11 protein-coding genes are annotated in these 12,814 nt (G+C 71.0%); 4 read left to right on the top strand and 7 right to left on the bottom strand.

Annotation, left to right across the window (positions count from 1 at the left end; all coding sequences use genetic code 11):
- Positions 1 to 147: 147 nt before the first annotated feature.
- Positions 148 to 1,380: a TIGR03862 family flavoprotein gene (locus tag ACQY4O_RS03010; protein ID WP_428374759.1), complete on the bottom strand. Its 1,233-nt coding sequence runs from the start codon at positions 1,378 to 1,380 to the stop codon at positions 148 to 150.
- Positions 1,381 to 1,549: 169 nt separating this feature from the next.
- On the opposite strand from ACQY4O_RS03010, the gene ACQY4O_RS03005 reads away from it, so the two are divergent.
- The gene (locus tag ACQY4O_RS03005) at positions 1,550 to 2,449 is read left to right on the top strand and encodes an SDR family oxidoreductase (RefSeq protein WP_428374758.1); all 900 of its coding nucleotides are present in this window, start codon (positions 1,550 to 1,552) and stop codon (positions 2,447 to 2,449) included.
- Between the two features lie 24 nt (positions 2,450 to 2,473).
- Here the strand turns inward: ACQY4O_RS03005 and ACQY4O_RS03000 are convergent, their stop codons facing one another.
- Both ACQY4O_RS03000 and ACQY4O_RS02995 read right to left on the bottom strand, forming a co-directional pair.
- The gene (locus tag ACQY4O_RS03000; RefSeq protein ID WP_428374757.1) at positions 2,474 to 3,646 is read right to left on the bottom strand and encodes a pyridoxal phosphate-dependent aminotransferase; all 1,173 of its coding nucleotides are present in this window, start codon (positions 3,644 to 3,646) and stop codon (positions 2,474 to 2,476) included.
- Positions 3,647 to 3,651: 5 nt separating this feature from the next.
- Positions 3,652 to 5,100 (bottom strand): gamma-glutamyltransferase, encoded by a 1,449-nt coding sequence (locus ACQY4O_RS02995; RefSeq protein ID WP_428374756.1) that lies wholly within the window; start codon positions 5,098 to 5,100, stop codon positions 3,652 to 3,654.
- 158 nt (positions 5,101 to 5,258) lie between these two features.
- On the opposite strand from ACQY4O_RS02995, the gene ACQY4O_RS02990 reads away from it, so the two are divergent.
- Positions 5,259 to 6,044 (top strand): DsbA family protein, encoded by a 786-nt coding sequence (locus tag ACQY4O_RS02990; RefSeq protein ID WP_428374755.1) that lies wholly within the window; start codon positions 5,259 to 5,261, stop codon positions 6,042 to 6,044.
- A 189-nt stretch (positions 6,045 to 6,233) separates the two neighbouring features.
- Here the strand turns inward: ACQY4O_RS02990 and ACQY4O_RS02985 are convergent, their stop codons facing one another.
- Entirely contained in the window at positions 6,234 to 6,941 is a 708-nt protein-coding gene (locus ACQY4O_RS02985) for a response regulator transcription factor (protein ID WP_428374754.1), read from the bottom strand.
- Positions 6,942 to 7,214: 273 nt separating this feature from the next.
- On the opposite strand from ACQY4O_RS02985, the gene ACQY4O_RS02980 reads away from it, so the two are divergent.
- A complete protein-coding gene (locus tag ACQY4O_RS02980) occupies positions 7,215 to 7,706 on the top strand; it encodes a L,D-transpeptidase family protein (RefSeq protein ID WP_428378083.1) in 492 nt (163 codons plus the stop codon).
- A gap of 49 nt (positions 7,707 to 7,755) precedes the next feature.
- Here ACQY4O_RS02980 and ACQY4O_RS02975 read toward each other — a convergent pair whose 3' ends face one another.
- The 3 genes from ACQY4O_RS02975 to guaB all read right to left on the bottom strand — a co-directional run bounded on the left by ACQY4O_RS02975 (position 7,756) and on the right by guaB (position 11,321).
- Complete coding sequence (locus ACQY4O_RS02975; RefSeq protein WP_428374753.1) at positions 7,756 to 8,244, bottom strand: hypothetical protein; 489 nt, start codon at positions 8,242 to 8,244, stop codon at positions 7,756 to 7,758.
- Between the two features lie 129 nt (positions 8,245 to 8,373).
- Complete coding sequence (locus tag ACQY4O_RS02970) at positions 8,374 to 9,651, bottom strand: RsmB/NOP family class I SAM-dependent RNA methyltransferase (protein WP_428374752.1); 1,278 nt, start codon at positions 9,649 to 9,651, stop codon at positions 8,374 to 8,376.
- Between the two features lie 137 nt (positions 9,652 to 9,788).
- Positions 9,789 to 11,321 carry an IMP dehydrogenase gene (guaB, locus tag ACQY4O_RS02965; RefSeq protein ID WP_428374751.1) on the bottom strand — a complete coding sequence of 511 codons (1,533 nt, stop codon included), beginning with the start codon at positions 11,319 to 11,321 and terminating at the stop codon, positions 9,789 to 9,791.
- 170 nt (positions 11,322 to 11,491) lie between these two features.
- Here guaB and ACQY4O_RS02960 point away from each other — a divergent pair, with 170 nt between their 5' ends.
- Complete coding sequence (locus ACQY4O_RS02960) at positions 11,492 to 12,811, top strand: NCS2 family permease (protein ID WP_428374750.1); 1,320 nt, start codon at positions 11,492 to 11,494, stop codon at positions 12,809 to 12,811.
- The last annotated feature ends 3 nt before the right edge of the window (positions 12,812 to 12,814 follow it).

Here is a 12,814-nt window from a genome sequence, read left to right as displayed (position 1 = left end):
CTGATCGGGTCGAACTCACGCAACCACTATACGTTTTGATCCCGAAACGCTCCTGTCATGCAGCGTCGGCGCACGGGAACCGTCTTCGATCACCCCTATCGAACGCCGCCGCATCGGCGCCGGCCGCGCCGATCGCTGTGGCCACCGTCATGGCGGGCGTGGTGACGGGCCGGCCGGAAACGCCCGCAGCCAGCGCAGCACGCCGTCGGCCGCCGCGCGTCCGGTGGCGAGGCTGGCCTGCAGCAGGTAGCCGCCGGTCGGCGCCTCCCAGTCCAGCATCTCGCCGCAGGCGAACAGGCCGGGCAGCGCGCGCAGCATGCACTGCGCGTCCAGCGCCTCCCGCCTTACCCCGCCGGCGGTCGAGATCGCGCGGTCGAGCGCCTCGGCGCCGACGAGACGCAGCGGCACCGCCTTCACCAGGGCCGCCAGGGCGCCCGGCTCGCGCGGGAGCGGACCCTGCAGCGCCGCTTCGCGCAGCAGCCCGATGGCCTGCGGCGGCAGGCTGAGCGCGCGGCGCAGGCTGTTCGACAGGCTCTCGCGCCGCCGCACGCGGGCGAGCCTGGCGGCCAGGGCGTCCGCGGACTGCTCCGGGCGCAGATCGACCCGCAGCAGCACCTCGCCGTCGCGTTCGATGGCATCGCGCAGCGGCGCCGACAGCGCATAGACCGCGCCACCTTCGATCCCGCGCCTGGTCAGCATGAGGTCGCCCGCGGCGGCAACCGGACCGCAGCGCAGCCCGACATGCTGCAGCGGCAGGCCGGCATGGCGAGTGGCGAACGGCTCGGACCAGTTCGCCAGGAACCCGCAATTGGCCGGCCGGAACGGCGCGATCTCGACCCCGCGCGCCGCCAGCAGCGGGGCCCAGGATCCGTCCGAGCCGAGCCGGGACCAGCTGGCACCGCCGAGCGCCAGCACGACCCCATCCGCCTCGATCGCAGCCCCGTCCTCGAGCTGCAGGCCCCCCGCCTCGGTCCAGCCGGTCCAGCGTGAGCCGGTGCGCAAGACCACCCCTTGCGACTGCAGCCTTGCCAGCCAGGCGCGCAGCAACCCGGAGGATTTCATCGCACGCGGGAACACCCGGCCGCTGCTGCCGGTGAACACCGGTTGCCCGAGCGCTTCGGCCCAGGCGCGCAGGGCATCCGGCGGGAAGTCGTGGATTGCCGGCGCCAGCCAGTCCCGCGCGCTGCCATAGCGATCGAGGACCTGCGGCAGCGGTTCCGAGTGGGTCAGGTTGAGGCCGCCGCGCCCGGCGATCAGCAGCTTGCGGCCGGGGGTGCGCATGCGCTCGTACAGGGTGACCGCAATGCCCTGCCCGGACAGTCGCTCGGCCGCCGCCAGCCCCGCCGGGCCGGCGCCGACGATCGCCACGCGCTGCTGCAATGGCTGCCTCCCCGCAAGCGACCGCCGCTTCTGGTCGCAATCCGGCCGCCGCGCAAGCGGACCTGCACGCCGCAAGCCTGTGCGCCACGCGCGCCGAAGTGAGCGAACCGCGTCCGGACGCTTCCGTTGGCGGCGCACCACCGGACGCAGCAGAAGGCACAGCGACGCAATGACCACCACGAACCAGTATGCGATGCAGGACCCGCGCACGCAGTATCCGCAACCCGAGTTCGACAGGCAGCCGCAATCCGCACCCGGCCTCGCCCGGGAGATGTCGCCCAAGCCCGACCATGGCGAGGCGAGCTACCAGGGTTTCGGCCGGCTCGCCGGCCGCAAGGCGCTGATCACCGGTGCCGATTCCGGGATCGGCCGGGCCGCCGCCATCGCGTTCGCCCGTGAAGGCGCCGACGTGGCCCTGAGCTATCTGCCGTCCGAGGAAAAGGACGCGCAGGAGGTGGTGGCCCTGGTCCGCGCCGCCGGCGTCAAGGCGGTGGCCCTGCCGGGCGACATCGGCGACGAGGCCTTCAGCAAGGCGCTCGTCCGTGAGGCCCATGCGACGCTCGGCGGCCTCGATGTCCTGGTCAACGTCGCCGGCAAGCAGACGGCGGTGAAGCAGATCGCCGACCTCACCACCGAGCAGTTCGAGGCCACCTTCCGCATCAACGTGACGGCGATGTTCTGGCTGTGCCAGGCGGCCGTCGCGCTGATGCCGCCCGGCTCGACGATCGTCAACACCACCTCGATCCAGGGCTACCAGCCTTCTTCGACGCTGCTCGAGTACGCCTCGACCAAGGCCGCCATCACCGCCTTCACCAAGGCGCTCGCCAAGCAGGTGATCGAGCAGGGGATACGCGTCAACGCGGTCGCCCCCGGGCCGGTCTGGACGCCGTTGCAGCCCAGCGGCGGGCAGCCCGCCGATGCGATCCCGGACCTGGGCTCGAAGACCCCGATCGGGCGCCCGGGCCAGCCGGCGGAACTGGCCTCGGTCTATGTGCTGCTGGCGTCGCAGGAATCCAGCTACGTGACCGGCGAGATCTACGGCGTGACCGGTGGCAACCATCTTCCCTGAAGGCGGTCGCCGGCGACCCGGCCCTCAGGCTCCGAGCAGCGCCAGCCTCGACGGGGCCTCGCGCATGTCGGCCTCGGGCCCGCAATAGGAGAAACGCAGGAACTCGTGGCCCCGCTCGGCATCGAAATCGATGCCCGGGGTGACGGCGACACCGGCCGTCTCCAGGATGCGATCGGCGAAGCTCAGGCTGTCGCTGCCGTGCTGCGAGATATCCGCATAGAGGTAGAAGGCGCCCTGCGCCGGCGACAGCGCAGGAAAGCCCACCTGCGGCAGCTCGTGGAGCAGGAAATCGCGGCTGCGGCGGTAGCGCGCCAGGTTGGCGGTGATCTCGTCGGTGCAGGCGAACGCCGCCTCGGCCGCCACCTGCGAGATATGCGGCGCGCTGATGAACATGTTCTGCTTCAGCCGCTCGGCGGCGCCGAGCAGGTCGTGCGGCAGCACCATCCAGCCCACGCGCCAGCCGGTCATGCTCCAGTATTTCGAAAAGCTGTTGATGACGATCGCGCTGTCGCTGAACGACGCGGCGGTAGCGGCCGGAAAGTCCCAGGTCAGGCCGTGATAGATCTCGTCGCTGACCAGCCGCACGCCGTGCGTGTCGCACCATTGCGCGAGGGCTGCGAGGTCCACGGCTTGCAGCATGGTGCCGGCCGGATTGCACGGCGAGGCCACGATCAGCCCGTCCGGCAGGCCTTCGCGCGCCGCGAGCCGTTCCAGCATCGCAATCGTCGGCTGGAACCGCGTCGATGCCGCAGTGGGCAGCACCACCGGCACCATGCCGAGCGCATGCAGGATGTTGAGGTAGGGCGGATAGTACGGCGCCGCCATGGCGATGCGGTCGCCGATGTCGAACGCCGACAGGAAGGCGAGCAGGAAGCCGCCGGACGCGCCGGTGGTGACCGCGATCCGGTCCGGTGCCAACGCGAGGCCGTCATAGAACCGGCCGTAATGCCGGCTGATCGCCTCGCGCAGCGACCGCAGCCCGAAGGCCTCGGTGTAGCCGAGCGGCTCGCCGGCCAGCAGTGCCCGCGAGGCCGCCTGCACCGCGCCGCGCGGTGCGCCGGTACCGGGCTGGCCGACCTCCATGCGGATGATGCCCGGCGCCCCGGGCGCCAGCGCCGCCTGCCGGGCATTGGCGCGGGCGATCACGTCCATCACCAGGAAGGGCGCGATCGCGGCGGCCGCGCCCCGCTTGAGCATTCTGCCTACTCGCTGCCGATCGCGAGGCCCGCGCCGCGTGGATCGGTGGTGCCGGCGCAGCTGTTGCTGTCGCCGGGCAGACCCTGCGGGCAGGAGATGGTGTTGACCCGGCCGGTCTCGGTCACCGGATGCGAGAGCGGCACGCCGGCGAGCGCATTGTGCATGGCCGCGGCCACCGCGCCCGCGGCCTGGTTCTGGCCGGAGCCCGCCACCGCCGCGCGGAAGCTGTTCCCGGACGGGTTGTACGCGATCGCCGCCGGGAGCAGGGGCGCCGGGACGCGGGCCGGCGAGGCGGCGAGCAGGATGCCGGTGTCGCCCGCCACCCGCCCGGTGCCGAACAGGTTGTTCATGCTGACGGCACAGGACACCGCATTGCCGCTGCGATCGAGCACCACGAAGCTGGTGGACGCCGGCAGCCGGCTCAGGGGCGCACCGGACGCACCTGCATGCAGCGCTTCGTCCAGCACCAATTGCGCCGCCTCGGCCAGATGATCGCCGTTGCCCTGCTGCGGGTGACGAGCCCGCCAGGCGGCGGCGGCGGCCTGAGACACGCCCACGGCATCCCCCTGGCCCTGTTCCAGCGCCGCGAAGCCGGCCGCAGCGGCGAGACCGCCATCCGCCGGCGGGGGCAGGAAGCCGACCTCGTAGCGGCCGCTCTGCAGGTGCAGCGCGGCGCGGCTGGTCGGCAGCGCCGAGCGCATGCTGTCCGCATCGAGGCCGCCGCCGGCCGCATCGGCGCCGGCGACGAAATCGCGCGACAGCGCGCCGGTATAGAGTTCGCCCACCCCGGACAGGGCGATGCGGCTCAGGGTCTCCGACAAAGTCGGCTGCACGAGCTGGTCGCCGGCGACCGGGACACCGCCTCCGGTCCCGCCGCCAACGGCGCCGAAGATCGCGCGCGTGCCGGGGTCGGCGAGCAGCGGCTGGCTGACCTGCGCAAGATCGTCGGCGAAGGCGCGGGACACGGTGATGCCATCGCGCGCCAGCCCGGCCGCCGGACGGGTCAGCTCGTCGAAGCCGACATGGCCGTGCCGCGCCTGCAGCAGGAACAGGCCGCGCGCCAGCATCGGCACCGCGGCCGGGCGGTCGGCGTCGAGCCCGGGCGCGCCGGCGACCGAGGTGAACAGGATCGCATCCGGCGCGGCGCCGGACGCGTCGTAGGCCAGGCAGGCGCCGCCGGCGCCGAGCGAGGCGCGCGAGGGCAGCGTCACTGACAGGGCCAGGCCGAGGGCCGCGGCCGCGTCCGCCGCATTGCCGCCGCGAGCCAGGATGTCGCGCCCGACCAGGGCGGCCCGCGGTTCGTCGGCGGCGACCTCGCCGATATAGCCGGTGAGGTAGGGCGAGGACGGGCCGGTCACCAGCGCCTTGACCTTCTGCACTCCGGAGCATCCGGCCAGGAGCGCCAGGCCGATGCAAGCGGCCAGGCTGTTCAGGTGCCGCGTCGAAATCCGCAAGGATCAGCTCTCCGTGGAGTGGCAACATCGCGGCGCGCGGCCACGATCCCGGCAGGCATTAGACGGCTTCGCGGATGACGGCAACTTGAGGGCAGGCTGCTTGGGGGCTTGAGGGCAGGCTACTTGGGGGCGCGTCCGGGCCATGCTAGAGGCGCGCCATGAGGTTCCCCGCCCGATCCGCCATCCTGACCGCCGCCCTGCTGCTCGCGGCGCCACTCCTGCCGGGCATCGCCCGCGCCCAGGCCGGATCGCCTGTCGCGCCCGGATCGCAGGCAGAGCCTGGCCAGTTCACCCCGGCCCAGCGCCAGGAGATCATCGCCATCATCCGCGGGGCGCTGAAGTCCGACCCCTCGATCCTGAACGACGCGATCCTGTCGCTGCGCGCCGAGGCCGACCGCTCGCAGGCGGTCGATGCCCAAGCGGCACTGGCCCGCAACCGCGCCGCCCTCGCGCCGACGGATGCCGACCTGGTGGTGGGCTCGGGGGGTGTCACGCTGGTCGAGTTCTACGACCCGCGCTGCCCGTACTGCCGCAAGGTGCTGCCCGATCTCGACCGGCTGGCCGCGTCCGACGGACGGGTGCGGCTGGTCGAGAAGCTGATCCCGATCCTGGGCCCCGCCAGCGTCCTGCAAGCCAGGGCGATCGTCGCCGCCGGCCGGCAGCGCCGCGCGTCGGCCTTGCAGCACATCCTGATGACCGACACGGGACAGCCCGACGGCGTGCGCCTGCGCAGCCTCGCGCAGCAGGCCGGCCTGAACGCCGACCGCCTGGAGCGCGATATGGCGGACCCGGCGATCGCCTCCGACCTGCAGCGAAATATCGCCCTCGCGCAAGCGCTCGGCATCACCGGCACGCCAAGCTTCGTGGTCGCCGACCGCATCATCCCCGGCGCGCTCGACCTAGCCGCCCTACGCCAAGCCGTCGCCGCCGCCAGGACCAACTGAGAGGCAGCGAGGGTTCGCCTTCAGAATAAAGGCTGTTCGAAAACGCCTGATGCTGGATGAGAGCGGCCCGCAGGGCCGCGCCCGGCGTGGCTTTCCGAGCACCGCAGCGCAGCGGCCGTCTGGCCGTGAGCAGCGGAGCGCAGGAAAGCCGCGTCGGATCGCCAGCAGCAGGTGTTTGCGAACAGCCTTTCAGGCGCTGCCTTCGGGGTCTAGGCGGTAGCCGCCGCCTTCCGTCACCAGCAGGCAGGCATTGGCGGGATCGGGCTCGATCTTCTGCCGCAGCCGGTAGATATGCGTCTCGAGCGTATGCGTCGTGACCGCGGCGTTGTAGCCCCAGACCTCGTTGAGCAGCACTTGGCGCGGCACCGGGCGGGTGCCGGCGCGATACAGGAACTTCAGGATCGCGGCCTCCTTTTCGGTCAGCCGGATGCGGCGGTTGCGTGCGGTCTCCTGCAGCAGCTTGGCGGACGGCCGGAACGTGTACGGTCCGATGCTGAAGACCGCATCCTCGCTGTTCTCGAAGATGCGCATCTGCGCCCGCAGGCGCGCCAGCAGCTCGGCAATCCGGAACGGTTTGGCAACGTAGTCGTTGGCGCCGGCATCGAGCCCGCGCACCACGTCGCTCTCATCGTCCGAGCCGGTGAGCATGATGATCGGCATCCGGCGACCCTGGCGGCGCAGATCCGAGCAGAAGTCGCGCCCGTCACCGTCTGGCAGCGTCACGTCGAGGATCAGCGCGTCGAACCGCGCACTCATGCCGGCGAGTTTCTCGGTGGCGTCGGCAAGCGACGCGGCCTGGTCCACCGTGAATTCGGCATCGAGATGGAGCTGCTCGACGAGGGTCGTGCGCAGGGCATCGTCATCGTCAATAATCAGGATGGGGCGTTCACCCGCCATCGAAACCTCTTTCCCATCGACCCGAACTGGGCACATGTATCTCAGCGCCGGGCGACCGCAGCCTCGGTATCGTCCGGCTGCCTCCGGAGCATCCGGCGCTCCGGCTGCGGCTCACAACGCGGTGAATGTGACTTCGACGGCATCCTTGTTCGCGCACACACAATGTCGTGATGAAAGGGTGCTGTGCAAGGCCTGCGTTCAGCACATAGACGACTCAAAGCCGATTTCGTTCCGCCGACGGGGGTCCGTTCCATGCAGATAGGCGGCATCCTGATGCTCGGGCGCAGCATCGGCGCGTTGTCCTTCGGGCCGCGCCGGGTGCCCTGCGTGCTGGGAGCCGGTGGCATCAGCCTGCACAAGCAGGAAGGCGACGAGACCACGCCCGCCGGGCTGCACCGGCTGCGGCGGGTGCTCTATCGCGCCGACCGTCTCGGCGCCCCGCCCGACTGCAGCCTGCCGCGCGAACCGATCGCGCCCGGGGATGGCTGGTGCGATGACGTCACCCACCGCGACTACAACCGCCCGGTGCGGCTGCCGCATGACGGGCGGCACGAGCGCCTGTGGCGCAATGACGGCCTCTACGACCTGATGGCGGTGCTCGCCTACAACGACGATCCGCCGCAGCGCGGGCTGGGATCGGCGATCTTCCTGCATGTCGCGCAAGCCGACGAGGCGCCCACCGCGGGCTGCGTGGCGGTCTCCCTTCCCGACCTGCGCTGGCTGCTGCAGACCGGCCTGGAGGCGATCGAAGTCCCCCCTGGCTGAAATACGGGGGCTGAACTACGGGGGCTGAACTTTGGCCTAGTGACTTAGTTCAGTGCCGAATGTCGGTCGGGCCGTCGCCGTGCCAAATGCGCAGCGCCTCGTCATCGACCGGCCAGGCAACGAGGCGCGTGGCCCGGCGAACCGCCGAGGGCAACCGCTCGACCATCTGCGCATGCGACACGGTCTCGTCGACCACGGCGGCGAGGTAGATCGCGCTGCGCGGATCGATCCCGCTCGGCATGACGCCGAGCAGTGGCACCTGCGCGGCATCGACGGCAACGCGCAGCTGCGCCACCAGCGCCAGCACCGAGGCCACCGAGCCCGACAGGTCGACCACCACCACGTCGGCGGCGCCGTCATTGCCGAGCGAGGCCGGCGCAAGGCCGGCAGGCTCCGGCAGCACGTCGTGCTCCGCGCCGATCAGGGCCTCGATGAGGGTCCGGTCCAGGCAGCCGGGACGCGCGAACTGACCTGCCAGCAGCACCCTGGCCGGCAGGTCGGCCGCACCGGGCGAGAAACCATCGTCCCTGCTGAGCATCGAAGCGTCTCCAGCCCGGCGCCCCGACCCGCACGGCAATGCCTGCGGCAGGGCGTGGATCATGATAGCGGCTCCCTTGCTGCGGCGACCCGCGGGATTGCCCTTCACAGTGTAACGAATCCGTGTGCTTCAGCCGGCATGATTTGGTCCGGTGGTGAGGGCGGCGGCAAAGAAGCCGTCGGTGCCGTCGCGACGCGGCGTGAGGCTGATGACGTCGCGACCCAGCAATGCCGGAACCTGCACGAAGCCCGGCTGGACGGCCAGGAAGCGGGCGATCTGCGCTTCGTTCTCCTGCGGCAGCACCGAGCAGGTCGCATAGACCAGCCGGCCGCCCGGACGCAGCAGGCGGGCGGCATCCCGCAGGATCGTCGCCTGCTTCTCCACCAGCTCCTCGAGATCGCGCCGCCGCAGCCGCAGCCGGGCGTCGGGATTGCGACGCCACGTGCCGGTGCCGGTGCACGGCGCATCCACCAGCACGCAGTCGAAGCTGGCCGCGCGCCGCTTGGCCCATTTATCGCCGGCCACCAGCAGGTGCCGCTCGACATTATGCACCCCGGCCCGGCGCAGGCGGCGCACCGCGCCATCGAGCCGCGGCTCGGACACGTCGCAGGCCACGATGTGGCCGCGGTTGCCCATGCTCATCGCGATCGCCAGCGTCTTGCCGCCGGCGCCGGCGCAGTAGTCCGCCACCCGCATCTCGGGCGCCGCCTGCAGCGCCGCCACCACCAGCTGGCTGCCCTCATCCTGGATCTCGACCAGCCCGTCGCGAAAGGCGGCCGCGGCGGTGACGTTCTGCCGCCCGCGCGCGCGCAGGCCCCAAGGCGACAGCGTCATCGGCTCGGTCTCGATCCCGGCCTCCGCCAGGGCCCGGGCCGCCTGCTCCCGGGTTCCTTTCAGCAGGTTCACGCGCAGGTCCAGCGGCGCCTGGCCGGTCATCGCCGCCAGCTCGGCCTCGAGCTCCGGCCCGAACCGCTCGGCGAGCAGCGGCAGCAGCCAGTCCGGCACCTCGTGTCGCACCGCATCCGGCATCTCCGGATGCTCGATCGTGTGCCCTTCCAGCGCGCGCAGCACCCGCAGCTCGGCCGGCTGCAGCGGGTCGGGCGCGTAGCGGCCACCGGAATAGGCGCGCTGCAGGCTCTCGACCGGCCGGCCCGACAGGATCGCGGCAGCGGCCGGCAGCAGCCGCGCAGTGGCGTGGCCCTCGCCACGCTGCAGCCACCATTCCAGACGGCGCCAGTGGCGCAGCGCGAACCAGACCTGGTCGGATATGTCGCGCCGGTCGCCGCCACCGATGTAGCGCCGCTCGCGGAAGAAGCTGTGGGCGACGGCGTCCGCCGGGCGGCGTGGCGCCGCTTCGATGGCGGCCAGGAGGTCTATGACCGCGGCTAGCCGGGCGGGGGGAGTCATGGATGAAGCGCGAGGGCGCTGCCCTGGACCCGTTGGGGCCGCGCCGTTGAGGAGAGGGGGCCCCAAACCCCGATTCGAATGGATTTCAAAGGCTAGCCTTTGATGGGTCGAGGGGTAAAACCCCTCGCCTTCCTGCTCTAGTCCTGCCGATAGTTCGGCGCCTCGCGGGTGATCGCCACGTCGTGCACATGGCTTTCGCGTAGTCCCGCTCCGGTGATACGCCTGAATATGGCGCCGGTTTGCAGGGCCGCGATATCCTCGCTGCCGGTATAGCCCATGCCGGCGCGCAGGCCGCCGACGAGCTGGTGCACCACCGCCGCCATGCCGCCCTTGAAGGCGACGCGCCCCTCGATCCCCTCGGGCACCATCTTGAGCGTGTCCTTGATCTCCTGCTGGAAGTAGCGGTCGGCCGAGCCGCGCGCCATCGCGCCGAGGCTGCCCATGCCGCGATAGGATTTGTACGACCGCCCCTGGTAGAGGAACACCTCGCCGGGCGCCTCCTCGGTGCCGGCGAGCAGGCTGCCCACCATCACCACATCGGCACCCGCCGCGATCGCCTTGACCAGGTCGCCGGAGGTGCGGATGCCGCCATCGGCGATCGCCGGCACGTCGTGCTCGTGGCACGCCGCCGCGGTTTCCATCACCGCGCTGAACTGCGGCACGCCGACGCCCGCCACCACGCGGGTGGTGCAGATCGAACCGGGGCCGATGCCGATCTTGACGCTGTCGGCGCCGGCCTCGATCAGCGCCTTTGCCCCTTCCGGCGTGGCGACGTTGCCGGCCACCAGCTGCACGTCGTTCGACGCCGACTTGATGCGGCCGATTGCCGCCAGCACCCCGGCGGAATGGCCGTGCGCGGTATCCACCACGATGACATCGACCCCGGCCTCGATCAGCGCGCGCGCGCGCAGGTAGCCGTCCTCGCCGACCCCGGTCGCCGCCCCGCAGCGCAGCCGGCCCATCTCGTCCTTGTTGGCGAGCGGATAGGCGACCGCCTTGTCCATGTCCTTCACCGTGATGATGCCGGTGCAGCGGCCCTGGCGGTCCACCACCAGCAGCTTCTCCAGCCGGTGCTTGTGCAGCAGGTGCCTCGCCTCCTCCGGGTCGGCGCCGTCGGTGACGGTGACCAGGTTGTCGCGGGTCATCAGCTCATAGACGCGACGCTCCGGATCGGTCTCGAAGCGCATGTCGCGATTGGTCAGGATGCCGACCAGCTTCTGGTCGGAGCGCTCGATCACCGGCAGCCCGCTGATGCGGTTGCGCTGCATGATCGCATGCACCTCGGCCAGCGTCTGGTCGGGGAACACCGTCACCGGGTTCACCACCATGCCGCTCTCGTAGCGCTTGACGCGCCGCACCTGCTGCGCCTGCTCGGCGATGTCCAGATTCTTGTGGATCACCCCGAGGCCGCCCTGCTGCGCCATCGCGATCGCCATGCCGTCCTCGGTGACGGTGTCCATCGCCGAGCTGACCAGCGGGATGTTGAGCGCGATGCGGCGCGTCAGGCGGGTGCGGGTGTCGGTGGCGGTGGGCAGCACCTGAGAGTAGCCGGGGACCACCAGCACGTCGTCGAAGGCGAGCGCCTCGCGTATGCGGTCCTGTACCGGCGCCCGCGAACCGGCGGAGGCTGCCCTAGGACCCGGGGCTGCCGTGTGAAAGGGCGCTGACATGGCGGGGCTCTCCTGACAGGGGGCGATCCCGACCTGCCGCAGGCGTTTGACCCCGGCCTGCCGCAGGCAAATGGCCCCGGCTGCCGCAGGCAATTGGCTCTTGGCGGCTCCCCTTACCTTTCCGCGCTGCGGCATGCAAGCTCGCGACAACGACATGGAGGGAGGGTCACATGCTCGAACGGCTGTTCTCGCTCAGGGCGCACGGCACCACGCCGCGCACCGAGGTGCTGGCGGGGCTCACCACCTTCCTGACCATGGCCTATATCATGTTCATCAACCCGAGCATCCTCGGCGATGCTGGCATGCCGAAGGGCGCGGTGTTCGTCGCCACCTGCCTGGTGGCCGCGATCGGCTCGCTGGTGATGGCGCTGCATGCGAACTACCCGATCGCGCTCGCCCCCGGCATGGGCCTGAACGCCTACTTCGCCTACGTCGTGGTGCTCGGCATGGGCTATCGCTGGCAGGAGGCGCTGGGCGCGGTGTTCATCTCCGGCGTGCTGTTCCTGCTGATCACGCTGCTGCGGTGGCGCAGCATCATCGTGGAGGGCATCCCCGGCTCGCTGCGCATCGCGATCACCGTCGGCATCGGCCTGTTCCTGGCGATGATCGCGCTGCGCAATGCCGGTATCGTCGTCTCCAGCCCGGCCACCTCGGTGACCCTGGGCGACCTGCGCCGCCCGGGCGCGCTGCTCGCAATACTCGGCTTCATCATCGTGGCCGCCTTGTCCGCCCGACGCGTGCGCGGCGCCCTGCTGATCGGCATCCTGGTGGTGACCGCGGCGAGCTTCCTGGTGGCCGGCAACCGGTTCGCGGGCATCGTCTCGCTGCCGCCTTCGATCGCGCCGACCCTGTTCGCGCTGGACGTGCGCGGCGCGCTGGGCAAGGGCGTGCTCAATGTCGTGCTGGTGTTCTTCCTGGTCGAGCTGTTCGATGCCACCGGCACGCTGATGGGCATCGCGCATCGGGCCGGACTGCTGGACAGCCGGCAGGTCGAGCGCGGCAATGTGCGCACCGAGCGCTTCAACCGCGCGTTGCTCGCCGACAGCAGCGCGATCTTCCTGGGCTCGCTGCTCGGCACCTCGAGCACCACCGCCTACCTGGAGAGTGCGGCCGGCGTCGAGGCCGGCGGCCGCACCGGACTGACCGCGGCGACCGTGGCTGGGCTGTTCCTGGCCTGCCTGTTCATCTCGCCGCTGGCGGGCTCGGTGCCGCCTTATGCGACCGCGCCCGCCTTGTTCTACGTTGGCTGCCTGATGCTGCGCGACCTCGCTTCGCTGGACTGGGACGACGTGACAGAGATCGTCCCCGCAATCGTCACCGCGCTGCTGATGCCGTTCACCTATTCGATCTCGAACGGCATCTCGTTCGGCTTCATCACCTACGCCGCCCTCAAGCTGCTGACCGGACGTGGCGGCGAGGTGAAGCCGGTCGCCTGGATCATCGCCGCCCTGTTCGTGTTCAAGTTCGTCCATGCCGGCGCCGCCGGGTAACGA

The organism is Lichenicoccus sp. (assembly GCF_965277665.1).
In the GTDB taxonomy this organism is placed as follows: domain Bacteria; phylum Pseudomonadota; class Alphaproteobacteria; order Acetobacterales; family Acetobacteraceae; genus Lichenicoccus.
The sequence above is the reverse complement of the archived record's forward strand: the minus strand, read 5'-3'. Positions and strand labels throughout refer to the sequence as shown.